The following is a 24,738-nucleotide window of genomic DNA, read 5'->3' as shown; positions in this document are numbered from 1 at the left end:
GCCAACTAACAAGCCACTTTTGAAAAATCAAGAACATATATTAGTAATAGGTGCAGGACTTTGCGGTTCACTACTTGCATTACGCATGGCGCAACGTGGTTACAAAGTCACACTCATGGAGAAGCGCCCAGATTTACGCGAGGAGATCGTAGATTCTGGGCGTTCTATAAACCTGGCTTTTTCAGACCGCGGTATGAAAGGCTTGCGCCTTGCAGGTCTTGAAGAAAAGGTTTTACCCCTTTGTATCCCTATGAATGGGCGTATGATACACAGTACAGATGGGCAACTTTTTATGAGTCCCTATAGCGGAAGAAGTCACGAATATATAAACTCTATTTCTCGTGAAGACCTTAACATAATGCTTCTTGACGAATGTGATAAAATGCCAGATATCACAATGCACTTTAATCAAAAGTGTACTGGAGTAGATTTAGAAACGGGTAATGCCAGTTTTGAAGATTATAAAACACGCATCATAACTCAATATACTGCAGATGTAGTTATGGGAGCAGACGGTGTAGGCTCTGCTTTGCGCAAAAGCATGCTCGATCATCGCAAATTCTTATTTAGTTATGGTCAGGACTTTTTGACCCACGGTTATAAAGAATTATCATTTCCTCCCGCAGCAGATGGTGGTTTTTTAGTCGAAAAAAATGCCTTACACATCTGGCCAAGAGGTAAAGATATGATGATTGCTTTACCCAATCTTGATGGGAGTTTTACGGTAACATTATTCTTATCCTGGGAAGAAGGCAAAGACAGTTTTGAAAGTTTAAATACAGCCGCTGCAATTAAAGATTACTTTGAAAGAGAGTTCCCAGATGCACTTGCTTTAATGCCTAACCTTTTAGAGGAGTTTAAACAAAATCCTACTTCTCCTTTAGGTACTATAAAATGTTCGCCCTGGCATGCATATGGTAAAGTTTTGCTACTAGGTGATGCAGCGCATGGCATCGTCCCTTTTTACGGTCAGGGTATGAACTCTGCATTTGAAGATATTCATGTACTTGACAAGTATCTAGATCTATACCAAGGCGACTGGAAAGCTGTATTTAAAGCCTATCAAGAAGAGCGCAAAGAAGATACAGATGCGATTGCAGATCTTGCTGTAGATAACTTTCACGAGATGAAAGCTCATACCGCCAGACCTATTTTTCAAGAGAAGCGCAAACTGGAAATCGCTTTTGAAAACGAATTTCCTAAAGAATATTTCTCTAAATATTCGTTGGTTACTTTTAGGGAAGACTTACGATATTCTGAAGCTATGCGCCGTGGCCGTGTACAGGATAAAGCCATTTTAAATCTCATTCACGATGGAAAGTTTTCTACCAACATGACATTGCACGAAAAGCTAGATCTTGTAAAGCAAGAAACCCGAAAAATGCTTCACGATGATGAAGTCGTTGAAGGCTTAGAAGAAGATTAAAAACTATGCATTTTATTTCTGACGAACTTGATGATTACGCCGTTGCTCATTCTGAAAAAGAACCTCAACTGCTAAAACAGCTTACCCGGGAAACTTACCAAAAAGTTGTGCAACCGCGTATGCTTAGTGGGCACTATCAAGGGCGCATATTGAGTATAATTTCTAAATTAATAAATCCCAAGGTAATTTTAGAAATAGGAACTTATACCGGTTATTCGGCATTATGTCTCGCAGAAGGTTTACAAACCGGCGGTGTTTTACATACGATAGACGTAAATGAAGAACTAGTAGATTTTCAAAAAAAATACTTCGATGCATCTGCATTTTCAGAAAACATTAAACAACATTTGGGGCCCGCTCTAGAAATTATACCCTTGCTAGAAGAACAGTTTGATCTCGTTTTTATTGATGCAGATAAGCCAAACTACCCCGCATATTTTGATCTTATTGTAGACCGTATAAAACCGGGTGGAATATTACTATCAGATAATGTGTTGTGGAGTGGTAAAGTAGTTGAAGAGCTAAATACCAAAGACAGTTCAACACGTGCTCTTTTGGAGTATAATAAATTACTTGCTGAAGATGCCCGTCTAGAAACGGTTTTGCTCACTATAAGAGATGGTCTCACCATAAGCCGAAAAAAAATCCCATCTTAAAAGACGGGATTTAATAATTAACACGTGGTAAAATTATTTTAAAAGTGAAGATTGAATCTTACAAAATCATATCACTTTTTAAAATGGCAATTAGTTATTATTGAATTTGATATGAAGATATTACTAATATTTGAATAATAACTCATAAATTTTGCGATAATATGATTATTTTACAATCATTATTAAACCCTCAAAATTAAATAAGTCTAAGCCATATTAAGCAAAGTAAATAATTTATAGATTTATAAATTACGCTTTACACTGCCTGTAATTTCGCTAATATGCTTTTTAGCATCATCTATTTCTTTCTTGACATCTTTAGCTATATCTGTATTGATGCCTTGCTTATCTGCACTCTTCGTAATTTCAGTTTTAATGTCATTAGTTGCGTTCTTTAGTGTACGCATACCTTTACCCAGACCTCGTGCAATATCAGGAACTTTATCTGCGCCAAATACCATTACAATGATAAAAACGATAAAGCCTATTTCTGCGCCGCTAATAAAAAATGGTATATTCATAGTCTTACAAATATATGGGGAAAATTGAAAAGCCGGTGAAAGATCACCGGCTTTTTAATTGTAATTAATTCTTAAAATAAATTAATCTTCAGAACCTTCTTTAAAGCTGTCAAATTCGCTCTTTGGCTCTTGTTTAGGCCAGCTATTATTACTTAAATCTACATCTGCAGTTTCTAAGTTAGGATCTAGCATTACACCTATAAGTTCTTTGTCTGTAGCTAAAACTTTTGTCACTTCAGCATCGTTTTTACGCCATACCTGTACAGGATAAGTTACTTTTTCTTTAGAACCATCTGCATAGCTATATTCAACAATAATAGGCATAGGTATACCTCCTGGCTTATTAAATTTTACTGCATAAAAATGTTTAGGAGTTTTAAGCTTAGCGCGTTCTGCCGGTGTAAAATTATCCATCATAAACTCATTAAGGTTAGGAGCGTTTTCTAACATCCCTTTACCTTTCATAGCGGCATCATAATCTTCACCACCTTCTTCAACAACATAAACTGCATCTACGTTTGCAGGATCTGCACCGTAACGGGTAAGTAATTCTTTACCAGCAGCTGTTGGCTTATTTGTTAAGTAATATGATTTTACACTTTCTACACCCATATCTACATTTTCAGTAGAATAGAACCAACCTCTCCAGTACCAATCTAGATCAACTGCAGACGCATCTTCCATAGTACGAAAGAAATCTTCAGGAGTTGGGTGTTTAAACATCCAGCGGTGTGCATATGTTTTAAATGAGTAATCAAATAAATCACGCCCCATTACTGTTTCTCTCAATATATTTAAAGCAGTTGCAGGCTTTCCGTAGGCGTTATTTCCTAACTGATATACATTCTCAGGATTAGACATAATAGGTGAAATGAAATTTTGATCACCACCCATATATCCTGTAATTTTAGAAGGTTCTCCTCTACGTGAAGGATATTTTGAATTAGGAGCTATAGCTTCTGGAAAATTTTCACCAAAATCCTGCTCGGCAACATACTGTACAAAGGTATTTATCCCTTCATCCATCCATCCCCACTGACGCTCATCACTGTTTACGATCATTGGGAAAAAGTTGTGTCCTACCTCGTGAATAATTACGCTAATCATACCAAATTTTGTGCGATCGCTGTACGAACCATCCTCGTTAGGACGACCGTAGTTCCAGCAAATCATAGGGTATTCCATCCCTTGATTTTGACCGTGTACAGATATTGCTTTTGGATAAGGGTAGTCAAAAGTCATTCTTGAATACGACTTAAGTGTTTGCACAACAGCTTTTGTAGAATACTCTTCCCAAAGTGGATTCCCTTCTTTAGGGTAAATAGAAATAGCCATCACATCTCCTTTAGGAAATTTAACTGCCTGCGCATCCATTATATATTTACGAGAAGAAGTGAATGCAAAGTCACGCACATTGTCTGCGTGTAATTTCCAGGTTTTCTTCTGGGTGCTACGCCCTTTTTCGATCTCAACAGCTTCTGCTTGAGTTCTAATGAGAACCGGTTTGTCATAGCTCTTTTGAGCTTGCTCCCAGCGGTTCATCATCTCTTTAGAGTAAACGTCTTTACGGTTTGTTAGGTTACCCGTACCATCTAATAAGTGATCTGCAGGTACTGTGATTTCTACATCATAATCTCCAAAAGGTAGTGCAAACTCACCATTACCCCAGAACTGGTAATTCTGCCAGCCTTCTACATCATTATATACACACATTCTAGGAAAGAATTGTGCAATCACATAGTTTTTATTTCCGTCAGGGAAGCTTTCGTAACCAGAACGCGCTCTGTCTACAGTATGCTCTACAATATTAAAGTTCCATTTTACACTGAACTCAAACTCATCGCCCGGCTCTAATGGCTGCGGCATCTCTACGCGCATCATCGTAAAGTTAACAGTATGTTGTAACGGTTTGCCATCTTGGCTCACCTCTAAGATATTAAAACCACCATCAAATGGTTCTTTCATATAACTACTTACAATAGAACCCGGTTGATTTACCGGAGCCATACCACTACCATCTTTTTCTAAGGCAGGAGAATCTTTCTTACGAATGTTCTGATCTAACTGAACCCAAAGATATTCTAAACGGTCTGGTGAGTTATTTTTATAGGTGATCGTCTCGTAACCGCTTATTGTTTGATTCTCATCATTAAGCTCGATTTTGATCTCATAATCGGCTTCATTTTGATAATAAGCAGGTCCCGGAGCTCCAGAGGCTGTACGGTACTGATTAGGGGTAGAAAACTCGTTATAAAGTTGTCTAAATTTGTTTGTGTTTGTGTGACCTGCCTGTCGCTCTTCTTTAGCCGGTGCATCCTGTGCAAACCCCGCAGAGACTGCCAGAAACATCAAACTAAATAGTGTGTACTTGATTTGTTTCATAAATTACTTAATCTGTTTGTGCTTGTGAATTGTATAAAAGTAAAGATTAGCTAAATGTTAGTATATTATTCAGAAAGTTTTAACATTGCTTTATCATTCTCTTTATTTAATAAATAGCTTTTTTTGGTAGATCCCACCTGCAAATGCACAACATTTTTTTGATCAGGAAATAGATCCATTAGTAGTGTGTTTTCAATTTCTATAGTTTTGGGGTTTGTCACCTCTTTTACCTCAATAAAACAAACCACATAATCAACCTCATCTTTGTGCCCTAGATACTGTAATTCTTGCTCTTTCCCGTTGACTTTAATTATAAGCTTTTGCTTAAAATATTTTCGAATATACCCATCTAGCTTTTTTTGATCGTAAGACTTATCAACTTTTATAGACGGGTCATAGCGCTCTTGAAAGACTTTTTCTAAATCATCATAAAAGACGCGGGTAACCATTTTTATAGACTTTGACTGGGTATCATAGTCTGCCTGAGTAACACTAAAGTAATATTTGTGAGCACTTGCAGCCATAAGCGGTATGGCAACGAGAAGAATAGCTATTAATTTTTTCATAGAATTTTTAAAAATAAAACTTTATACGAAGATGAACTGTTTTTTTAGAGTATTGTGAACAAATCGCGTTCCAAAAAATTATCAATCAACCTTTTTAAGACTCCCGCCTTCGAGCTCTTTAAACTGAAGATACAGCGGCGCCTGTGCAATAAGAAGTTCAATTAAAGAAAGTGGATTCTCTTCAGAAGCAATTCTAAGATTTTCATTTTGATCCATAAATACATAGTGAGCAAAATCATCTATATAGCGCGCAGGGATATTTAATTGATAAATATAGGTACTGTCTGCAACGAGATTACGGGCTTTCTGAACCTTGATTTCCATCCTGGATAGTGCCACTTGCTTTTTGAGCATCTTAGTACGTCCTGAAATCGCATTTATAACAGCACCTACAGGAATGATACCGCCGCCAGAATGGGTAGCTGTATATAAACGGCGTTCTTCTTGTGTAAGAATGGGCCCTTTGTAAACCGGTAAACCGGCATCAGCAGGATTAAATGGTTTCTCTACTTTGGGAATATTCATATCATCCCCTAACCTTCCGCTTAAATCAATATCACTAATGTTTACATCTTCTAATTCGGTGATATTTGTTTCGAGCTCAATTTGCAGGTAATTGCGCGCCAGAATCTGCGCAGTAACGATAAGCTCTTTAGGTTTAAATTGAATTGCAGAAATATACAGCGTATCATTAACGCGTGCAGGGATTGAAAACACACCCTGCTCGTTTGTAATGGTACCTTTTTGCAGTGTGAGATTAAGCACGTGTAAATACTCGTGATCTATAGAGTCATTAGTAATTTTACCCGAAAGTAATACCGCTTCCTGAGCTTTAGCCGTAAATGAAGCCAGGCAACTCGTAAAAATAAGCGCAAAATTTAATAGTAGTTTTTTTGACACGTGTACCTCTTTAGTTTGTCTTCAAAATACGTGTCAAAGATAAGATTGTTGCACAGAGGCAATTAGTTCTTCTCATTTTGAACATTCTCAAAGTCGTCTCGCTTTTCAATCAAAAACTGAATAAGGTTAAGTTCATTGCCATTTTCAAGCATTTCTTTACTCAGACCGTTTTCTGCAACATAATTCATATACGCACCTATAGATTCTTTTTTAATATTCAGATTTTCCTGAAAAAACTGATTAGAGTACATCTGTATAAGTTCATCTTCTGCACTTTTCTGTAAATCAGAATCTGTCTTATTTATATTAAATACAGCTTTAAAAATATTCACAAAATTAAGGCCATACCTCCATCGTTGATTGTCTATTGCCACATTTTCTGCGGGTGAATACTTATCATACTGGCTGTCTTCAATACGTATATCATCTCCTGTAAAGGGTACCGGCTCAATTACCCGTACGCGGTTGACGTCTGCTACTATGTCACCGGTTAAATCGTATGGCGTAACTACAATCTCATCTAAAACGGTAATTGTCTCACGTAATGTGATATTAATTTGTCTGCTTTCTACAATGCCTTTATCTACTAAAACGGTAACAGGCGCAAATTGCAATGATTGTATCACCACCTCATCATTTTTAGCGACCGCCAGATCAAATGTTCCCTCGAGAGAAGTTATGGTCCCACGCAGTGAGGTTTTATTATAAATTACAATACCACTAGGGTCATCACCCATAGGTACAATCACCTGACCGGCCACCATAACACGGGCTATTTTTTGAGAAATTACAGTTGTTGAACTCATAATTAACAGGAAAAGTAGGGTATAAATTTTCATAGCAAGAAGATATTTTTTTACTTCAATAAGTAACGACAAGAAAGTTAATTTTCGAACGAAAACGGCTGTAAAATTTTGTTAAATGCCCATTAAATTTAACTTTGATTTTAAAAATTGCACCTATGAAAAATTTACTACTTGCAAGTACTTCTACAGTTTTTGGTGGCTCGTATCTTGATTACTTATTACCCGAGCTAAATAATCACTTTAGAGATGCTGAGCGTCTTATATTTATACCTTACGCAAGACCCGGAGGCATAACACATGACAGCTATACTGAGAAAGCTCGTGAAGCTTTTAACAACTTAGATATTGAAGTAGTAGGTCTACACGAGTTTGAGAATCCTAAAGTAGCCTTACAAAACGCTGAAGCCGTTTTTACCGGTGGTGGCAACACCTTTTTACTCGTAGATCAACTTTATAGAAATGATCTAATGGCGACTTTACGCGAGCGGATATTTGAAGGCTTGCCCTATTTAGGTACCAGTGCAGGAACTAATATTGCCGGGGTTTCTATGCAAACCACAAATGACATGCCTATTATTTACCCTCCAAGTTTTAAAACCATCGGCGCCATACCTTTTAATATAAATCCGCATTATTTAGATCCTATTGAAGGTATTGAGCATATGGGAGAAACCCGTGAAACACGTATTGCAGAGTTTCATCACTTTAATACAATTCCGGTAGTAGGTTTACGTGAAGGCAGCTGGATAGATGTAAAAGGAAAAACTAATACACTCAAAGGCACATTAAGCGCTCGCATATTTGAAGCAGGTAAAAAACCTTACGAGCTAGAAAGCGGGTCTGTTTTAAACTTCGACTAGTTTACACTAGTCGAGTTGCTTTAAAAAGTGATACCCTTTAATAACATAATTCTCATTAAGGTAAAATTTATGACTGGGATAATTTTCTACATAACTGTTTAATTCTGCAGTAGTGCATCCTTTTTCTTTAGCGTAATCAAAAATCCATTTAAAGATCTGTTTACCCAGACCCATGCTGCGGTATTCGGGTTTTATATACACGTGATCCTGCTCACATGTTTTGCCACAATAGTGACGGGTAGCAAACCACAACCCAAAAACACCAGCAAGATTTTCATCTACATAAATGCCGTAACACTCATAGCGGTGTTCAAACATATCTTTAAAACGAGATGTTAATGTAGCTTTGTCTACACGGTTACCCATTAACTCTTGTATGAGTGGTAAAAAGGTGTTAATGTCTTCCTTATACAATCTACGGATATTAAGTTTGCTCATTATTTTCTAATTTAGACGAAAACGCAAAAATAATGGATTCATCAATTCAACACAGAGAAAATAGCACCAGAGGTGTTTTTTTAATAGAAGGAGAACAAGGTAAAATCTCAGAACTCACCTATACTATTAAAGATGAACATACTATAATTGTAGACCACACTGAAACTAAACTTGGATTTGAAGGTCAAGGTTATGCCAGTAAGTTAATGGCAGAAGTTGTTGAGTACGCGCGCTCAAAAAAAATTAAAATTGAGCCCCTTTGCCCCTTTGCTGAAGTAAAATTTGACGAGCATCCTGAGTATGCAGATGTAAGAGCAAATTAATTAAATACTCTAATTTGTCAAATTATCTAATCAAGGAGATCACTGCCCGCGAGACCTGGGCGGTACGTCACCCGGTTTTAAGAACAGGCAGACCTTTAGAGACCTGTGCTATGGAAGGTGATGATCACCCAGACACCATTCATCTAGGCTTATTTGACACCGCTAATTTAATAGGTGTTGCCAGTTTTATGAAAGCGGCAAAACCGCAATTTACAGGAAGCCAATATCAACTGCGCGGTATGGGTATATTAGCTGCGTATCAAGGTAAAAATCTAGGAGTGCTACTCATCAATGCGGGTGAGCAAAAATTGAGAAGATTAGATACAGACGTGCTCTGGTGTAATGCGCGTATAAAAGCATTAAATTTTTACCTTCGGAATGATTTTATCGTAGAAGGAGATTCTTTTGAAATTGAATCTGTAGGAACGCACTATTTACTTTATAAAACACTGTGATGAAACGACGCAATTTTATACAAACCACAGTACTAAGTGCAGCGGCAGTGGGCTTGTTTCCGCAGTTTTTAGAGGCAGGTATATTACTTCCTGAACCGGAACTTATAGGCAAAGGAAGCCCGAAACTCATTGAAAAAAACGGATACCGCCTGCATCCTGAAGCTTCGGTTGCTTTTGATAAGCTTACTGCAGCGGCTCAAAAAGACGGTATAGGCATACAAGTCGTTTCAAGCTACCGCGATTATGCACATCAAAACCGCATCTGGGAACGAAAGTATACTAGTTATACCAGCAACGGACTTTCAAAAGAAGCTTCCATAGAAAAGATAATTGAATACAGCACCATACCGGGTACGTCTCGCCACCACTGGGCAACAGACCTTGACATTATTCAGGCGGGTACAGGAGTAACAAACAATGTTCTGGATCCTGACAAATTTCACGGTACCGGTCCCTTTTGTAAACTGAAAGCATGGCTAGATAAGCACGCAGCATCTTTCGGTTTTTATGAGGTTTATACTAATGATTATGGTCGTAAAGGATTTAACTACGAGCCATGGCATTTTAGTTACGCACCACTTTCAAAAAGGTATCTTGAAGCTTACAAAAAACTGGATATCGCTCAAATACTTCAGCAGGAAAAATTACTGGGTAGTGAGGCTTTTACTTCCGCATTTATAGAAAAATACCGAACCGAAAATATTTTAGACATCAACCCAAAACTTTTGAGCTAAATTTAACCTAACCCAACAACAATCAGCATATTATGAAACTAGGAGGAAGATCTCTCAAAATACTTTTAGGCGTAGGTATCGTCGCCTTTGGTTTAATTAGATACTGTGGCAGCCAGGAAGAAAACCCGTACACCGGACGTACACAGGCGATAAATCTTTCTACAGATGAGGAGATTGCCATAGGTTTACAAAATGCGCCTATGATGGCAGAACAGCACGGCGGTTTACACCCAGACCAGCAACTGCAGGATTTTGTAGATATGGTGGGAAAAAAGCTGGTAGATAATACTATTGCACGGGAGACGCCGTATCAGTATGAATTTCACCTGTTGCGCGATCCCAACACGGTAAATGCGTTTGCTTTGCCCGGTGGCCAGGTGTTTATAACCTACGCCCTTATGGAGCGGTTAGATACTGAAGATCAACTCGCAGGAGTTTTAGGCCATGAGATAGGTCACGTGGTAGGCCGTCATTCTGCTGAGCGTATTGCACAAAGCGAACTCGCAAATACGGTTGCTACCGGTGCTCAAGTGGGTGCAGATGCCGGGATGCTAGCCTCACAGATTGGACAAACCTTATTGCTTAAAAATGGGCGTGGTGACGAACTCGAAAGTGATGAATTAGGCGTTAAGTTTATGATTGAAGCAGATTACAACCCGGAAGCTTTAATTGAGGTGATGAAAATTTTAAAAGAAGCCAGCGGCGGGCAAAGCGTTCCTGAGTTTCAAAGTTCACACCCCGATCCTGAAAACCGCATTGCAAAAATACAGGCAGCAATTGAAAAGTATCGCTCAAATTAATAAACCAGCATACAGAAAAGATCTCGTATAATTTGAAAAGAGCGCTTCGTGAAATTTTCTGCTGTTTGACCCGCAGAGGAGTTCAGAAAATTTAGAAGCCGAATGAAAAATTTAGAGATCTTTTCTTAAGCCTAGACTTTTTTGGTTCTTTTTTGGGCAATGCAAAAAAGAACAGCCATAAAACGAACTACTCAAAAATAACCTACGAAACCATGCTTCTTAGGGTATTCAATTTTTAATCTCTCGGTTCAGAATAGCTGCAGGCAGCTCCGAAAGACAGGAGCGATAGCGACGCGGAGCTGAAAAAGCGGTTTTTGCCCGTGAGGCGAAAAATTCCTAAGCGAGAGGCTCTTTTCTTTTGGTTCGTTTTCTTTGGAGAAGCAAAGAAAATGAACAGAACACCCTAAAAGACTTAGTGTTGCATTAGTACCAAAACCAGTATATAGAAAATTTAGAAGCTGAATGAAAAATTTAGAAATCATTTCTTAAGTCTAGACTTTTTTGATTCATTTTTTGGCAATGCAAAAAAGAATAAAACACCTCACTCAATCGCTATCGTGATTGCTATTTAAAGTTTTAGCCATTAGTTACATTAGTCCTTATCTTTGTAGAACAACTAGATAATCATGAACAAGAAAGTACTATTAATGATCCTCGACGGTTGGGGATTTGCACCTAATAAAAATGTTTCTGCAGTAGATCTTGCAAACACACCCTTTATAGATTCGTTATACACAAAATACCCGCATGCGCAATTGCTTACCCACGGTGGCAATGTAGGTCTGCCAGACGGCCAGATGGGAAATAGTGAAGTTGGCCATATGAATCTGGGTGCCGGTCGCATTGTGTATCAGGATTTTGCTAAGATTAATAAGTCACTCAGAGAAAATAAATTGCGCGAGCAGCCTGAGCTTAAAGATGCGTTTGCGTATGCAAAAGAACACAACAAACCCGTTCATTTACTCGGTCTGGTTTCAGATGGTGGCGTGCACGCACATATAGAGCACGTAAAAGGCTTAATTAAGGCTGCCCAGGAAGCAGGCATAAAAGAAGTATATATTCACGCGTTTACAGACGGTCGTGATGTAGACCCGCAAAGTGGGGCCGGTTTTATAGAAGACTTGAATGTGTACGCAAGTGCAAATGGTGCTAAACTAGCCACTGTAACCGGACGTTATTTTGCAATGGATCGCGACACTCGCTGGGAACGCGTTAAAAAAGCCTATGACGCTTGTGTGCACAGCATAGGAAGTCATACTTACGATCCTGTTACAGCGATTAGAGAAAGCTACAAAGACGGCACTACAGATGAATTTTTAGAACCTATTGTAGTAACCGAAAACGGCAATCCTGTAACCCAAATCAAAGATGGTGATGTTGTCATTTTCTTTAATTATCGTACCGATAGAGGTCGCGAGTTAACCCGTATGCTTTCGCAGGAAGATTTTCACGAGCAAAATACCCATAAGCTCGATCTGCATTATGTAACGATGACAAATTACGACCAGACGTTTAAAAACATTCACGTAATTTTTGACAAAGACAATCTCGAAAATACCCTCGGAGAAGTCGTTGCTAAAGCCGGAAAAAAGCAAATTCGTATTGCAGAAACCGAAAAATACCCACACGTAACTTTTTTCTTTTCCGGCGGAAGAGAACAACCTTTTGAAGGCGAAACCCGTTTAATCGCAAAATCTCCAGATGTTGCGACTTACGATTTACAGCCCGAAATGAGTGCTTATGAAGTACGTGACAAAATTGTTGCCGAACTTAAAAAAGAGGAGGTAGATTTTGTGTGTTTAAATTTTGCCAACCCAGATATGGTGGGTCACACCGGTATTTTAGAGGCCGCAATCAAAGCGGTAGAAACCGTTGACGCTTGTGCTAAAGCTGTAGTAGAAACCGGCATGGAGCACGGCTACAGCAGTATTGTGATTGCAGATCACGGTAACTGTGAGACCATGGCAAACGAAGACGGATCGCCAAACACCGCACACACCACAAACCCGGTGCCTATTATCGTGGTAGACAATGACATTAAAGAAGTTAAAAACGGAATTCTGGGCAACGTCGCTCCTACTATTTTAGATATGATGGGCATACAAAAACCAGAAGTTATGGATCAGGAAAGTCTGGTTAGTTAATAATACAAACTATGAGAACATTAAAATATTTAAGCCTCGCACTTGTGTGTGCAGCTGTAGTAAGTTGTAAATCTAAAAGCAGTGTTGTTGCGCAAGTGGAAACACCCGTAACTGCAGAAGCACCACAAATGCCAGAAGCACCCGAAGCACCACAACAACCCGAAATGCTAACCGGCAAAACACAACGTACCCAGTTGCAGGCAGGAACATTTGGAAGTTGGTTTAACCCCGAATATGGAGACTACACTGTTGACAGCGGTTTACTTGAAGAACTTAAACCACTTCTAAAGGATGTTGAAATCACTGTGTTTATGGGAACCTGGTGCGGCGACAGCAAGCGTGAGACGCCTCGTTTTTACAAAATTCTGGATTCTGCTAGTAAAACAAAAGATATCGAACTCATCACTGTAGACCGTTCAAAGACCACTCCACAAGGCTTGGAAGCTGGTAAAGACATCATACGTGTACCTACGCTTATTTTTAGTAAAGATGGCAAAGAACTGGGGCGTATTGTAGAATACCCTATAGAAAGTCTCGAGGCAGATATGCTGAAAATTTTAAAAGGCGAACCCTATAAACACGCCTACGCAAATTAGACCCGTAACGGAATACCTAAAAAAATTAAAGCGACAATTCATAGAGAATTGTCGCTTTTTTTATGTGGTTTACGTAATGGCGTAAAGTGGTTATTGAAAGTTGGGTTATATTTAAGGTTATATTTTTTAAAAAAAATAGTTCGTGTTGGAAAAAAGCCAGAGCAAATCTAAAACAACTGAATCTTATCAATTAAAAAGTATTTATTTCATATTCTTGGACAACGCCTATACACGAGAAATAGGTTTTTAACTATAAAATATAGCTACTTGCACTCGGAATCATTAATATAATAATGCGTATCACTAATTAAAATTAAAATGAAAGAAAGATTACTGTCAAAAGAAGAAATAATTGAACTTTCAAATAGAGATGAAAGTCATTTTTATGATAATAAAGCCTTCGAAATAAAAGGAGATAAAATTCAAAAAATAGCAGTCGCTTTTGCAAATGCTGACGGGGGCGAATTCATAATAGGAATAAAAGATAAAAAAGAAGACAAGAACCCATTGAAGCGCTGGCAAGGCATAGATAATATGGAAGCATTCAATTTTGTTTTCCAGAATTTAACTCAACTTTCACCTACAATTCCACACTCTTATGAATTTTTAAAAGATGGCTCCGGAAAATATGCTCTCAGAATTACTATAGAAAAAAGTGAATCAGTCCATAAAACTGTCAATCAAGCTGTTTACATTAGAAAATCAGCTCAATCATTACCTATAAAAGATCCTACTCAGATTCAAGCATTATCCTATGCCAAAGGCAAATCTTCATACGAAGATTCAATTGTTAATTCAGCGTTAGCCGAGGATATATTTGAATCTTCTGAAATCATTAAGTTCCTTAGGGATTATTCTCCTCAGTCTGACCCAATTGAGTTCACTGTAAATCAAAATTTAGTAGATAGAAACTCTTACGATCCTCGTACAGCAGGAATTCTACTTTTTAGTGACAACCCTATTCCATTACTTCCAAAAAGATGTGGTATTAAAATAAACCGATATGAAACATCGGAAGAAATCCCAGAACGAGCTCATCTAAAAGAGCAACACACAGTTGAGGGATGTTTAAATGAGCAAATAAAAAAGGCTTCTGAAATTATAACTAATATAATGGAATCTGTAAAAATAATGGGAGCGAAAGGTTTGGAGAAAGTTAAATATCCACCAGAGACCATTTGGGAAATATTGGTTAACGCAGTAATCCATCGAGATTATTCAATTTCAGACGATATTCAAGTTTTAATTTTTAATAACAGAGTCGAAATTAAGAGTCCTGGTAAACTCCCTGGTTATGTAACTATTGAAAATATATTAGATGCTCGATTTTCACGTAACTCAAAACTTGTCCGTGTCCTAAATAAATATAAAAACCCTGCAAATAAGGATATGGGCGAGGGTTTGAATACAGCATTTCAAAGAATGGAAGAGTTTAGATTAAAAGCTCCTAAAATACTTGAAGACGGTAATTATATAAAGGTAATTATAGCACACACATCCCTTGCATCGCCAGAAGAAAGAATAATGGATTATTTAGAGGTCAACGATAAAATAAAAAACAAGCAAGCACGAGAAATCTCAGGTATCAAATCTGAAAATGTGATGAAAAGGCATTTTTACGATCTAAGAGATAAAGATTTAATAGAGCCAGTTATGAGTAAGACAGGTACTAAAATAGTTGCCTGGAAAAAGAAACATAACCAAATAAATTAATTGTAATGATATTATATAGTTTCTTCAAATCCGTAATTAAGTGAAAAAATAAAATAGCAGAAAAGGCCTCTACTTATATCTCTGAAATGGATTCTTTCCGAGAAGCAGGACAAGCAATAATACAAAGCATCATCAAGGCATTAAATAAAGTCCACGAAGAAGATCTTGAAGAAAAATATACCCGGGATTACAAACTCTTCTAATAAATTAAAACCGTTTATGAAACTAAAAATCTTTACGCTTATACTATTAACCTTCACATTAACGTGCTGCGCGCAATCAAGCACAAACAAAACGGTTCGCGAAGGTGAACCAGATATTTACAGCGTAAACGATGCCGATACTGCAATGAATGATGCAATTAAAAAGGCAAACAAAAACTTTGAGCATTTTGAAAAAGCCATCGCAAGTAAAAAGCCGAAGTATGAATACTTCAGTATCAAACAACGTTTTGACATCTCAACCGGTGGAGAACATATTTGGATTCAAGACATTAAGATAAAAAACGGAAACTACATTGGGGTTGTTGGTAATGAGCCCGTTAATACAAACGAAGTACGCCTGGGCGAAACCATTACAATAGATAAAAGTAAAATAAGTGATTGGATGTTTTTTGATAATGGCATTGCTCAGGGAGCCTATACGATAAAAGTACTGCGCGATCAAATGACTGAAGAAGAGCGCGCTATTTTTGATTCTGAAACCGGACTTATTTTTAATTAGCTGTATTCTAAAATTTATCCGTTTTTAAGTATTTATAAAGCATACTCATTCTTAGCATTTGTGTGACCATTAGGCATTAAGTTTTGCAATAAAACAATCATTGATTTAATCAAGTACAAACCAAAATTTGTCCTTTTATAGGTCTCTTAAGAGAAAACCGCATCTTTCTTAATTAAATTTCAGCAAAATAAGTCTCTGCGCTGCTGCGTAAAACTCTTGTTACTTATAGTAAAGAAGCGCAGAACACAAAAAGGAAAACTATGAAAACTGCATTGATCTTAATTGATATTCAAAATGACTACTTTGAAAATGGCAAGATGGAACTCTCACAACCTGAAAAAGCTAGTGAGAATGCTGCAATGTTACTCGCTAGATTCCGTGAGCAAAATTCACCTGTAATCCACATTCAGCATAAATCGGGTCCTGACGGCGATTTTTTTATTCCGGAAACTTCAGGCGTAGAAATTCATAAAAGCGTAACTCCTACAGAAGGAGAAACACACATCGTAAAAAATTACCCAAATGGTTTTAGACATACCAATTTATTGCAAACTTTAAAAGATCTAGAAATTGAGCATCTCGTTATTTGTGGGATGATGACCCATATGTGTGTAGATGCCACAACTCGGGCAGCTAAAGATTTTGATTTTGAATGTACGCTAATAGGTGATGCCTGTGCAACCAGAGACCTTGAAATAAATGGAAAACAGGTTGCAGCAAAAGACGTGCAAACTGCATTTCTGGCGGCTTTAGATTATTTCTATGCTAAAGTGATAAACACAGAAAAATACCTTAAGCATTAAATATAAGAAGACTCAAAATTTAACCGCAACTCTGTAATGAGTTGCGGTTTTTTTGGTTTTAAGAAATAGGTTGAGCGCTTTTTGAAAATTTAATTTTTCAACTTTAAAGCGGAGCATTTGCTTAATAGCTTCCATCTAATTAAAGAAAGCTACTAACTCACACCCTTTTGCATTCGGTTTATTAAATGTTTTATATTTAATATGTCAAGTATTTATTTTTCAATTCATATAAAATCTCAACATGAAAAAACTGCTATTTATAGGTGTAGTTTCCTTTTTACTTACAGGCTGTGTTAATACCAAAAAAGAAAAGACCGCAGCAACTGCTGAACTCGCTGTAAATAATTACCTCGATTATTCAGATAGAGATGATAAACTGAGTGGTGGCGTAAAAATGATTCCCATTGAAACCACCGCAGGTACCTTTAAGGTGTGGACGAAGCGCGTGGGTAATAATCCTGATATGAAAGTTTTACTATTACATGGCGGCCCAGGAATGACGCACGAGTATTTTGAAGTTTTTGACTCGTATTTACCTAAGGCAGGTATTGAATACTATTACTACGATCAATTAGAATCATTTTACAGCGACAAGCCTAACGATTCGACCCTATGGTCTGTAGATCGCTATGTTGACGAGGTAGAACAGGTGCGCAAAGCGCTAAATCTTGATGCCACTAATTTCTATGTTTTGGGCAGTTCGTGGGGTGGTATCCTCGCAATGGAGTATGCTTTAAAATATCCTGAAAACTTAAAAGGCCTTATTATTTCTAATATGATGGCTTCGATTCCTGAATATATGAAGTATGCAGATGAAGTTCTGGGACCTCAATTACCACCAGAGATTCTTGCTGAAATTAGAGCGCTAGAAGCTAATGATGAATACACCAATCCTAGATATGCAGAAGTAGTGCAGCAGTATTTTTATACTGAGCACGTATTGCGTATGCCACTTGAAGAATGGCCAAACCCTGTGCAGCGCGCTCTTGCACACATTAATCCAGAGTTGTACATCACGATGCAAGGCCCCAGTGAATTTGGAGTTGTAGGCGATGCCAAATTAAAAGATTGGGATATTACAGATCAATTAAAAAATATAACTGTACCCACATTAACCATAGGGGGCGCTCACGACACGATGGATCCCAAGCATATGGAGTGGATTGCTCAGGAAGTACAAAACGGCGCTTACCTGCACTGCCCTAGCGGCAGCCATCTCGCGATGTATGACGATCCCGAAACCTACTTTACAGGTCTGATTAATTTTATTGAAAGGGTAAATGCAAAATAATTAGCTATTACATTCATTTAACTGCGAACTTAACACGACTCATCTCATTTTATTGGTAATACTTATATTCGCTTTAATACGCTAAATAGTATACCTATGAAATTTAAGCAGCTACTCAGAATTCTATTTATTGCGGCAAGTATAGGCTCTCTATATTTTGTACCGTGGATTTTAGTAAAAGCTTGGATACTACCTCTACCCAATACCGTACAGGAACAACTTGATGAAGCTATAACTCACGGTTTTGATGGAATGATTGTGTACATAGATCAAGTCGGTAAAAAACCTGAGTTTTATGCTGCAGGCTGGCATGACCGAAAAAATAAAATACCTGCAAAACCCAGAGCTTTATTTAAAATTGCAAGCATCACAAAGCTTTATGTAGCTGTAGCGACCACAAAATTAATAAAGGCTAAACGTTTATCTCTAGATAAAACCCTTGCCGAATATTTCCCTGAACTTGCAAACCGCATAGAAAACGCTGATGAGATCACATTGCGAATGATGCTACAACACCGCAGCGGTATTCCTAACTATGTAGAACACCCAAATTATTGGATCAATCTACCTACAAATGATGAAGAAACACTGGCCTATGGGCTAGACTTACCTGCTGTTTTTGAGCCTGATAAAGACTATGGATATTCAAATACAAACTATTTATTGATTTCAAATCTCATAGATAAAACTGTGGGTTATAGCCACAAGCAGTTTATAAAAAAAGAAATTTTAACACCGCTAAACCTCAACAATACGTACGGTTCTATTCACGACATTGATATCGCAGATTTAATGAGCGGGTATTATGTAGGAATAGAAGAAGATTTAAAGACCGAAGAAATAGGTTTAATGATCGCAACGGCAGAAGACGTAGGTATTTTTATAAGAGCCTTAAACGATGGTTCTGTATTTAATGATGGGGAACAGGATATTTACACGAGCATTTATGAGTATGAACACACCGGTTTGCTTCCGGGTTATCAGAGCATTGCTAAATATCATGAAGACATAGATACAGTAATTATTCAGTTTAATAATACCGCTAATTTTAGTGGTTACGAGTGGAGTTTAGCAGAAATAAGCTACGGTCGTATCTTAAAAATCGTAAAACGCCGAAGTAGCTAATTGAAGCATTTTTCAGTTTCGTAAAACATATCCTACGCTTTTGTGTCATCTAACCCCCATTGATCTAAGGCCTTCAAAATAGATTCTAAAGATTTACCTCGGGCACTCAGCGCATATTCTACCTTTGGGGGAACTACAGGAAACACTTCACGAGTAATCAACCCGTCTTTTTCTAATTCGCGTACCGTCTGCGTAAACATCTTATTAGATATTTCGGGTACTTTTTTTTGTAAAATTCCTGAGCGCAACGGGCCTTCAAGAAGATGAAATAACACTAGCGGTTTCCACTTACTACCTATTAAATTCATTGTGTAGTTAAGGGGACAGTAATTATCTGTGTTATTTGTATTCTAATATGTTGTTTTTCAGCAATTAACTCGTTTTGGTAACTATACTACTTTTAAGTAAGTTATTGCTTACCAGGTAAATATAGGCTAATTTTGCAGTCTAAATTAAGATTATGACGACAACTAAAAATTATCCGAAAGCATTTTCACACGTAGGGATTACTGTTCCTGATATTCATAAGGCTGTAGAATTCTATTCTGAAGTTATGGGATGGTATGTGATTATGAAACCTTCTAAGGTAAAAAAAGAAAAGGAAACTGCGATTGGCCAGATGTGTATAGATGTATTTGGTGATGATTGGGAAACTTTTGAAATCGCTCATTTAGCAACTTCAGACGGTGTAGGTATTGAATTGTTTTCATTTCCTAACGGCGTAAAGGAAGCTCCAGAATTTAACCCGTTTAATACAGGCCTTTTTCACTTCTGTGTTCAGGATCCAAATATTGAAGAATTAATAGAGAAGATAGTTTCTTACGGCGGTAAACAACGGATGCCTATTCGTGAATATTACCCCGAAGATAAACCCTTTAAAATGTGTTATGTAGAAGATCCGTTTGGGATTGTATTTGAGATATACACGCACAGTTATGAATTAACGTATTCATCAGGAGCTTACTCAAAATAAGAAGCAAATAACCCATTAAAAAAACCGTGGTTTCTTAAAAGGAGACTGCGGTTTTTTAGTTTTATGAAATCCTTCTAAAAAACTAAAGCCCTAATTGCTAGATTTACAGAGAACGTCTCGAGCAAAAGACGTTCAATTTAAATACACACTTTTTAAACTAAAACACAATGTGATTATTTAATAATATACTGGGCAACGCCAGCGAAGTTTCTTCAGAAGAATTAACTCAAAAATACAGCCGTTTACTTATAGAAACTGAAACGGTAGAACTGGGTTTTAAACTTTTTCGTGATGTATTTATGTTTACCAATAAGCGATTAATTCTTATAGATGTACAAGGTTTAACCGGCAGTAAAATGGAATATAAATCGCTCCCTTATAAAAATATATCTCGCTTCTCTCTTGAAACGGCAGGTACATTTGACCTCGATGCAGAATTGAAAATTTGGATCTCTAGTGAAGATGTGCCATCGGTTTCTAAACGATTTAACAAAAGTATAGACGTATATGCAGTACAGCGTTTGCTTGCTCAGAAAGTGATGTGATTTTTATTTAAAATACTAAATGGTGAATATTACAGAGCTTTTTTAGAGAGTTACTTAATTAAGAACGCATCATCATTTTGAGAGAAAAAGACAAGACTGCCATATAGTTAATAGATAAAATTGGTAGATTTTCTAAATAAATCACTTCCCTATTGCGATTGAACCTGCAACGCTACTCTTCAAGATTCTGTCTTTATGTAAAATTAAAATATACTCTCTAATTAGCACTAACAAATGAAAAAAGTACTATTTACGATTAGTTTCCTCCTAAATATTAGCATCACTCTTGCTCAAGAACTCCAGACAGTTAAACTTAACCCTCCGGAATCATCAGATCTTTCTGATCTTGAGTTTTTGAATGATGAGTTACAAGGAGTTGATCACCTTATGCTGGGAGAATTAACGCATATGTATGGCAACATTTTTGAAATGAAAGCCAGAGTTGTAGAGTATGCACACAAGCAATTAGGTTTTACCACTATAGCCATGGAAGCCCCTATGTATGACCTTTGGAAGATGAACCAGAAAGGCTTTACACCATTTGATTTTAAAGAAGCTATCTGGGGAGTGTGGTCTGCTTCGGTAGAGTTTCAAAGAGTGATTGATTATATAGAAAAAAATCAAATTAAAGTTATAGGTTTTGATTCTCAATTTTTGAATACATCAGACTTTATCGAAGATTTTTACGACTACTGTGAAAGCACGACAATAGAACTCAAACTAGATCAAGATGACTTAGGCATAATTATAGAAGGCATTTTAGATAATGGAACTATTGAAGAAGAAGACATTAACTATGTGTCATATGAAAAAGAGCTTAAAAGAGTAATTCAGAAAATTGAAAGACTAGAAACTACTGAAACAAATTATTACTGGCTACAGTTTACTAAAAATCTGCTTGCAAGTTCACAAGATGCAAATCAGAATAGACAACCAATTTTAACTACAGATTTCGGAAATAAAAATCACAACATACGTGACAAACAAATGGCAGACAACTTATTGAGTTATATCGCCAAAAACCCTAATGAAAAATTGATAATTTGGGCTGATAACATTCATGTTATAAATGACAACAGTAGTATTACAAAGCCTGTAAGCAGTGCATTCATATCTATGGGAACGCACATTAAACATGCTCTTAAAAAAAATGTTTATAGTCTTGCTACTATACATGCAAATGACTCTCTATTTGACACAGGTACTCAAAAATGGGAGCAGACACCTGTTCTCAAAAACTCATTTGAAGATCAATTGCGAAGCTTTAATGAACCTTTCTTATTTATATCATCAGAGCAAAAAGCGATGCACACTCCAAAGCAAACCAGAATTTTAGATTTTGTAGATTTTACTTCTGCTCGGTTAGATCAATTGCATGATGGTTACCTATTTCTTGCCGCTGCTACTCTACCCAAACATAAAAATACTACTGAAACTAATAGTGCAGAAACCCCAGAATTAGTTGAGACTATAAAACCAATTAGTAACGGAACTCATAGACTGTTTAAAGGGCAAGTACTGAACAGTCAAAATAAAGAACCCATACCTTTTGCTACGCTTGTATTAAAAAAAGAAGAGATTTACAGAGTTGCAGATGAAAACGGTTTTTTTGAAGTTCCTGTTCGCAGCGATCAGATTAAAAAAGCCTTAGTAAGCATCTCTTCTATGGGCTTTGAACCCCAATCTATTAAACTTGAAAATCTAGCCGAAAAATTATATTTAACGCCAAAATTCCAAGAACTTACTGAAGTTATAATAAAAGGCTTTTTATCTCCTAAAGCGGTATTGAAAAAGGCAGTCTATAATAAAGAGAAGAATCATCCTGTACAACCTTTTAACTTCAAAAGGTATGGTAGGGTTATTACTAACGTAAATGATACCACAAAAGTAGATTTTGAAATGCTTTCAAAAGATTATGATCGCGGCTACTTATCACCCTATGTTATTACACAACGTGTAGAACAAATAAAATGGAATAAAAATTTGTTCCCTGAAAAAATTAGTACCTCTTCACAATTTTTTTCATACCGGCAGAATGCTATTAGGTATGCCAATATTTTACATAAACGAAAGTATAAGAAATTCGATCTGAAATTTGTAACGTCTACTCAAGCGGAAGATGAAGGCTTATATATTATTGCTTTCTCAACAGAACGAGATAAATGGAATTATACAAACCGAAGTTACCCCACAAAATACTCTGGTAAAGTTTATATTAAAAAAGGAAGTTTTGCAATTGTAAAAGTTATTGAGAATTGGGAAACAGCATTAGATAAAGAAGAATTAGATATATATGCAAAAAATAATACTCAATTACGAGATAAGATTGCATTACTAAGTAAGGAGGAAAACAAGTGCACGTATTCAGATATAAATAATGACGCTGTATATTATGCTACAAACTTCTATAATAGCCGTTACCTTGAGAGTGTTTCCAAACAAAATAAATCACAGAATTCTATTATAGAAATGGACTCTCATTTATTTGATTTTGAAATAAATAATCCTGAGGAAATAGAGTATTATGAATACAACAACAAGAAAGAAAACTCTTTGTACCGGGTAGCATATTCTCAAAAGTTTTGGGATACATTTTATGAAGAAAAATTGCCGTTATTTTTAAATTAAGTAAGTAACGAAATACGAGAGGAGTTAATTTCCGTATTAATTAGAACGATGGTTATCCTGTAATTATTTATCACCTCATTCTAATATTCCTTAACAAAAAGATGCAAGTAGGAGTATCTTCGCACCTTAGCCACTTAACTAATTATGTATGTCTAGATCTAAAAAAACGCCTTTAAAATCTACGTTACACGTACGCAATCGCAATCGCGAACCGTATGATTTAAAAGCTTTAGTAACCGTGGTTCCAGAATTAGGAAATCATATAAAACCCAATAAGTACGGTACAGAATCTATTGATTTTGCAAGTGCTGAAGCTGTGAAACTACTCAATCAAGCTTTACTTAAGCATTACTACGGTATAGAAAACTGGAATTTCCCTGATGCTAATCTTTGTCCGCCGATACCGGGACGGGCAGATTATTTACACGCTATTGCCGATTTATTGAGTGAAGGTACTGGCGAACTCCAAAAAGGTAATCACATAAAAGGGCTTGACATAGGTACGGGGGCGAGTTTAATTTATCCTATTCTAGGTGTTACCGAATATGACTGGAGTTTTATAGCTACAGATATTGATGCAAACTCTATAGCTTCCGCAGAAAAAATTATAGAAGCTAACGATTCATTAAAAGAGAAAATCGAATTGCGCCTACAAAAAAATGCAGATAGTATTTTTAATGGTATTCTTAATCCTGATGATACGATTGATTTTACGATGTGCAACCCACCCTTTCACGCATCTCAAGAAGAGGCATTAAAAGGAACCCGTAGAAAAACAGAAAATCTTACTGGTGCTAAAAACTCAAAACCCGAATTAAATTTTGCAGGCGTAAGTAATGAATTAATCACAGAAGGTGGTGAGGCAGAATTTATTAAAATAATGATTAAACAGAGTAAAACCAGAGGCACGCAATGCAAATGGTTTACGACTTTAGTCTCTAAGCAAGACAATTTAAAACGTATTTATAAGCAACTTAGAAAAGCTGAAGTTAAACAATTAAAAACCATCCCAATGGGAACCGGTAATAAATCAAGCCGTATTGTAGCCTGGTCTTTTCGAGAATAGGTTTATAGCATTGTAAACTAAAAAACAGCCTTAACGGCTGTTTTTTTTATTAGATTTTTTCTCATTTACAGACAAAACTATTTGTCTTTAAGCTTTTTATCATCGCGGGGGTTCTCTTTTTCTCTAGCCTCTTTTTTAGCCAATTGATCTTCTGTAAATCGTATTCCTTCACCGCCATGCATATCTGCGGGTGCTCTGTTTACTAAATTCTCTTTCTTTAAATCACTCATTTTCTTTTAAATTCAATTTAATGAACTGGTGACC

The 24,738-nt window shown here is 36.8% G+C and carries 26 protein-coding genes; 18 read left to right on the top strand and 8 right to left on the bottom strand.

Annotated elements, in window-relative coordinates; all coding sequences use genetic code 11:
• The first annotated feature begins 19 nt into the window (after positions 1–19).
• Together ACIGAM_RS07570 and ACIGAM_RS07565 are read left to right on the top strand one after the other, a co-directional pair.
• Positions 20–1,426: an FAD-dependent oxidoreductase gene (locus ACIGAM_RS07570; RefSeq protein ID WP_396510856.1), complete on the top strand. Its 1,407-nt coding sequence runs from the start codon at positions 20–22 to the stop codon at positions 1,424–1,426.
• Between the two features lie 5 nt (positions 1,427–1,431).
• Positions 1,432–2,082: an O-methyltransferase gene (locus ACIGAM_RS07565; RefSeq protein WP_396510855.1), complete on the top strand. Its 651-nt coding sequence runs from the start codon at positions 1,432–1,434 to the stop codon at positions 2,080–2,082.
• Positions 2,083–2,324: 242 nt separating this feature from the next.
• On the opposite strand, the gene ACIGAM_RS07560 is transcribed toward ACIGAM_RS07565, so the two are convergent.
• The 5 genes from ACIGAM_RS07560 to ACIGAM_RS07540 all read right to left on the bottom strand — a co-directional run bounded on the left by ACIGAM_RS07560 (position 2,325) and on the right by ACIGAM_RS07540 (position 7,257).
• Positions 2,325–2,603: a twin-arginine translocase TatA/TatE family subunit gene (locus tag ACIGAM_RS07560; RefSeq protein ID WP_128756553.1), complete on the bottom strand. Its 279-nt coding sequence runs from the start codon at positions 2,601–2,603 to the stop codon at positions 2,325–2,327.
• An 81-nt stretch (positions 2,604–2,684) separates the two neighbouring features.
• Positions 2,685–4,985, bottom strand: a complete 2,301-nt coding sequence (locus ACIGAM_RS07555) for a M1 family metallopeptidase (RefSeq protein ID WP_396510854.1) — start codon at positions 4,983–4,985, stop codon at positions 2,685–2,687.
• A 65-nt stretch (positions 4,986–5,050) separates the two neighbouring features.
• Positions 5,051–5,551: a DUF6702 family protein gene (locus tag ACIGAM_RS07550; RefSeq protein ID WP_396510853.1), complete on the bottom strand. Its 501-nt coding sequence runs from the start codon at positions 5,549–5,551 to the stop codon at positions 5,051–5,053.
• Positions 5,552–5,632: 81 nt separating this feature from the next.
• The gene (locus ACIGAM_RS07545; RefSeq protein ID WP_396510852.1) at positions 5,633–6,451 is read right to left on the bottom strand and encodes a hypothetical protein; all 819 of its coding nucleotides are present in this window, start codon (positions 6,449–6,451) and stop codon (positions 5,633–5,635) included.
• Between the two features lie 62 nt (positions 6,452–6,513).
• Positions 6,514–7,257, bottom strand: a complete 744-nt coding sequence (locus ACIGAM_RS07540) for a hypothetical protein (protein WP_396510851.1) — start codon at positions 7,255–7,257, stop codon at positions 6,514–6,516.
• Positions 7,258–7,412: 155 nt separating this feature from the next.
• Between ACIGAM_RS07540 and pepE the strand changes: the two genes are divergently transcribed.
• Complete coding sequence (pepE, locus tag ACIGAM_RS07535; protein ID WP_396510850.1) at positions 7,413–8,117, top strand: dipeptidase PepE; 705 nt, start codon at positions 7,413–7,415, stop codon at positions 8,115–8,117.
• Between the two features lie 6 nt (positions 8,118–8,123).
• Here the strand turns inward: pepE and ACIGAM_RS07530 are convergent, their stop codons facing one another.
• Positions 8,124–8,555, bottom strand: coding sequence for a GNAT family N-acetyltransferase (locus tag ACIGAM_RS07530; RefSeq protein ID WP_396510849.1), 432 nt, complete (start codon positions 8,553–8,555; stop codon positions 8,124–8,126).
• A 32-nt stretch (positions 8,556–8,587) separates the two neighbouring features.
• On the opposite strand from ACIGAM_RS07530, the gene ACIGAM_RS07525 reads away from it, so the two are divergent.
• The 11 genes from ACIGAM_RS07525 to ACIGAM_RS07475 all read left to right on the top strand — a co-directional run bounded on the left by ACIGAM_RS07525 (position 8,588) and on the right by ACIGAM_RS07475 (position 19,262).
• Entirely contained in the window at positions 8,588–8,878 is a 291-nt protein-coding gene (locus tag ACIGAM_RS07525) for a GNAT family N-acetyltransferase (RefSeq protein ID WP_028377634.1), read from the top strand.
• Positions 8,879–8,892: 14 nt separating this feature from the next.
• The gene (locus ACIGAM_RS07520) at positions 8,893–9,333 is read left to right on the top strand and encodes a GNAT family N-acetyltransferase (protein ID WP_396510848.1); all 441 of its coding nucleotides are present in this window, start codon (positions 8,893–8,895) and stop codon (positions 9,331–9,333) included.
• Positions 9,333–10,067 (top strand): M15 family metallopeptidase, encoded by a 735-nt coding sequence (locus ACIGAM_RS07515; RefSeq protein WP_396510847.1) that lies wholly within the window; start codon positions 9,333–9,335, stop codon positions 10,065–10,067. Before ACIGAM_RS07520 ends, ACIGAM_RS07515 begins: the two co-directional genes overlap by 1 nt.
• 32 nt (positions 10,068–10,099) lie before the next feature.
• Entirely contained in the window at positions 10,100–10,867 is a 768-nt protein-coding gene (locus ACIGAM_RS07510; RefSeq protein WP_396510846.1) for a M48 family metalloprotease, read from the top strand.
• Between the two features lie 626 nt (positions 10,868–11,493).
• Positions 11,494–13,011 (top strand): 2,3-bisphosphoglycerate-independent phosphoglycerate mutase, encoded by a 1,518-nt coding sequence (gene gpmI / locus ACIGAM_RS07505; RefSeq protein WP_396510845.1) that lies wholly within the window; start codon positions 11,494–11,496, stop codon positions 13,009–13,011.
• Positions 13,012–13,022: 11 nt separating this feature from the next.
• Positions 13,023–13,607 (top strand): TlpA family protein disulfide reductase, encoded by a 585-nt coding sequence (locus ACIGAM_RS07500; RefSeq protein ID WP_396510844.1) that lies wholly within the window; start codon positions 13,023–13,025, stop codon positions 13,605–13,607.
• Positions 13,608–13,925: 318 nt separating this feature from the next.
• Positions 13,926–15,320 (top strand): ATP-binding protein, encoded by a 1,395-nt coding sequence (locus ACIGAM_RS07495; protein ID WP_396510843.1) that lies wholly within the window; start codon positions 13,926–13,928, stop codon positions 15,318–15,320.
• Positions 15,321–15,539: 219 nt separating this feature from the next.
• On the top strand, positions 15,540–16,043 hold the full coding sequence (locus ACIGAM_RS07490; protein WP_396510842.1) for a DUF2314 domain-containing protein: 504 nt from the start codon (positions 15,540–15,542) through the stop codon (positions 16,041–16,043).
• 260 nt (positions 16,044–16,303) lie between these two features.
• Positions 16,304–16,846: a cysteine hydrolase family protein gene (locus ACIGAM_RS07485; protein WP_396510841.1), complete on the top strand. Its 543-nt coding sequence runs from the start codon at positions 16,304–16,306 to the stop codon at positions 16,844–16,846.
• Between the two features lie 241 nt (positions 16,847–17,087).
• Complete coding sequence (locus ACIGAM_RS07480) at positions 17,088–18,137, top strand: proline iminopeptidase-family hydrolase (RefSeq protein WP_396510840.1); 1,050 nt, start codon at positions 17,088–17,090, stop codon at positions 18,135–18,137.
• Between the two features lie 96 nt (positions 18,138–18,233).
• The gene (locus tag ACIGAM_RS07475; protein WP_396510839.1) at positions 18,234–19,262 is read left to right on the top strand and encodes a serine hydrolase domain-containing protein; all 1,029 of its coding nucleotides are present in this window, start codon (positions 18,234–18,236) and stop codon (positions 19,260–19,262) included.
• Positions 19,263–19,294: 32 nt separating this feature from the next.
• Here ACIGAM_RS07475 and ACIGAM_RS07470 read toward each other — a convergent pair whose 3' ends face one another.
• Positions 19,295–19,570, bottom strand: a complete 276-nt coding sequence (locus tag ACIGAM_RS07470; protein ID WP_396510838.1) for a winged helix-turn-helix transcriptional regulator — start codon at positions 19,568–19,570, stop codon at positions 19,295–19,297.
• A 152-nt stretch (positions 19,571–19,722) separates the two neighbouring features.
• On the opposite strand from ACIGAM_RS07470, the gene ACIGAM_RS07465 reads away from it, so the two are divergent.
• From ACIGAM_RS07465 to rlmF, 4 genes are all read left to right on the top strand, one after another.
• Positions 19,723–20,235, top strand: a complete 513-nt coding sequence (locus tag ACIGAM_RS07465; RefSeq protein ID WP_396510837.1) for a VOC family protein — start codon at positions 19,723–19,725, stop codon at positions 20,233–20,235.
• Positions 20,236–20,420: 185 nt separating this feature from the next.
• On the top strand, positions 20,421–20,780 hold the full coding sequence (locus ACIGAM_RS07460; RefSeq protein ID WP_396511023.1) for a PH domain-containing protein: 360 nt from the start codon (positions 20,421–20,423) through the stop codon (positions 20,778–20,780).
• Positions 20,781–21,014: 234 nt separating this feature from the next.
• The gene (locus tag ACIGAM_RS07455) at positions 21,015–23,408 is read left to right on the top strand and encodes an erythromycin esterase family protein (protein WP_396510836.1); all 2,394 of its coding nucleotides are present in this window, start codon (positions 21,015–21,017) and stop codon (positions 23,406–23,408) included.
• A 148-nt stretch (positions 23,409–23,556) separates the two neighbouring features.
• Positions 23,557–24,474 carry a 23S rRNA (adenine(1618)-N(6))-methyltransferase RlmF gene (gene rlmF, locus ACIGAM_RS07450; RefSeq protein ID WP_396510835.1) on the top strand — a complete coding sequence of 306 codons (918 nt, stop codon included), beginning with the start codon at positions 23,557–23,559 and terminating at the stop codon, positions 24,472–24,474.
• 77 nt (positions 24,475–24,551) lie between these two features.
• Here rlmF and ACIGAM_RS07445 read toward each other — a convergent pair whose 3' ends face one another.
• A complete protein-coding gene (locus ACIGAM_RS07445; protein ID WP_396510834.1) occupies positions 24,552–24,704 on the bottom strand; it encodes a hypothetical protein in 153 nt (50 codons plus the stop codon).
• Positions 24,705–24,738: the final 34 nt, after the last annotated feature.

Origin of the sequence: Leeuwenhoekiella sp. NPDC079379, from assembly GCF_044542075.1 — a bacterium.
Lineage (GTDB): Bacteria > Bacteroidota > Bacteroidia > Flavobacteriales > Flavobacteriaceae > Leeuwenhoekiella.
The sequence above is the reverse complement of the archived record's forward strand: the minus strand, read 5'-3'. Positions and strand labels throughout refer to the sequence as shown.

Coding starts and splice junctions, on each gene's coding strand:
- ACIGAM_RS07475 (WP_396510839.1), top strand. CDS start 18,234: ATGAAATTTAAGCAGCTACTCAGAATTCTATTTATTGCGGCAAGTATA.
- ACIGAM_RS07485 (WP_396510841.1), top strand. CDS start 16,304: ATGAAAACTGCATTGATCTTAATTGATATTCAAAATGACTACTTTGAA.
- ACIGAM_RS07495 (WP_396510843.1), top strand. CDS start 13,926: ATGAAAGAAAGATTACTGTCAAAAGAAGAAATAATTGAACTTTCAAAT.
- ACIGAM_RS07500 (WP_396510844.1), top strand. CDS start 13,023: ATGAGAACATTAAAATATTTAAGCCTCGCACTTGTGTGTGCAGCTGTA.
- pepE (WP_396510850.1), top strand. CDS start 7,413: ATGAAAAATTTACTACTTGCAAGTACTTCTACAGTTTTTGGTGGCTCG.
- ACIGAM_RS07445 (WP_396510834.1), bottom strand. CDS start 24,704: ATGAGTGATTTAAAGAAAGAGAATTTAGTAAACAGAGCACCCGCAGAT.
- gpmI (WP_396510845.1), top strand. CDS start 11,494: ATGAACAAGAAAGTACTATTAATGATCCTCGACGGTTGGGGATTTGCA.
- ACIGAM_RS07455 (WP_396510836.1), top strand. CDS start 21,015: ATGAAAAAAGTACTATTTACGATTAGTTTCCTCCTAAATATTAGCATC.
- ACIGAM_RS07530 (WP_396510849.1), bottom strand. CDS start 8,555: ATGAGCAAACTTAATATCCGTAGATTGTATAAGGAAGACATTAACACC.
- ACIGAM_RS07550 (WP_396510853.1), bottom strand. CDS start 5,551: ATGAAAAAATTAATAGCTATTCTTCTCGTTGCCATACCGCTTATGGCT.
- ACIGAM_RS07480 (WP_396510840.1), top strand. CDS start 17,088: ATGAAAAAACTGCTATTTATAGGTGTAGTTTCCTTTTTACTTACAGGC.
- ACIGAM_RS07470 (WP_396510838.1), bottom strand. CDS start 19,570: ATGAATTTAATAGGTAGTAAGTGGAAACCGCTAGTGTTATTTCATCTT.
- ACIGAM_RS07515 (WP_396510847.1), top strand. CDS start 9,333: ATGAAACGACGCAATTTTATACAAACCACAGTACTAAGTGCAGCGGCA.
- ACIGAM_RS07465 (WP_396510837.1), top strand. CDS start 19,723: ATGACGACAACTAAAAATTATCCGAAAGCATTTTCACACGTAGGGATT.
- ACIGAM_RS07565 (WP_396510855.1), top strand. CDS start 1,432: ATGCATTTTATTTCTGACGAACTTGATGATTACGCCGTTGCTCATTCT.
- ACIGAM_RS07555 (WP_396510854.1), bottom strand. CDS start 4,985: ATGAAACAAATCAAGTACACACTATTTAGTTTGATGTTTCTGGCAGTC.
- ACIGAM_RS07525 (WP_028377634.1), top strand. CDS start 8,588: ATGGATTCATCAATTCAACACAGAGAAAATAGCACCAGAGGTGTTTTT.
- ACIGAM_RS07540 (WP_396510851.1), bottom strand. CDS start 7,257: ATGAGTTCAACAACTGTAATTTCTCAAAAAATAGCCCGTGTTATGGTG.
- ACIGAM_RS07490 (WP_396510842.1), top strand. CDS start 15,540: ATGAAACTAAAAATCTTTACGCTTATACTATTAACCTTCACATTAACG.
- rlmF (WP_396510835.1), top strand. CDS start 23,557: ATGTCTAGATCTAAAAAAACGCCTTTAAAATCTACGTTACACGTACGC.
- ACIGAM_RS07510 (WP_396510846.1), top strand. CDS start 10,100: ATGAAACTAGGAGGAAGATCTCTCAAAATACTTTTAGGCGTAGGTATC.
- ACIGAM_RS07560 (WP_128756553.1), bottom strand. CDS start 2,603: ATGAATATACCATTTTTTATTAGCGGCGCAGAAATAGGCTTTATCGTT.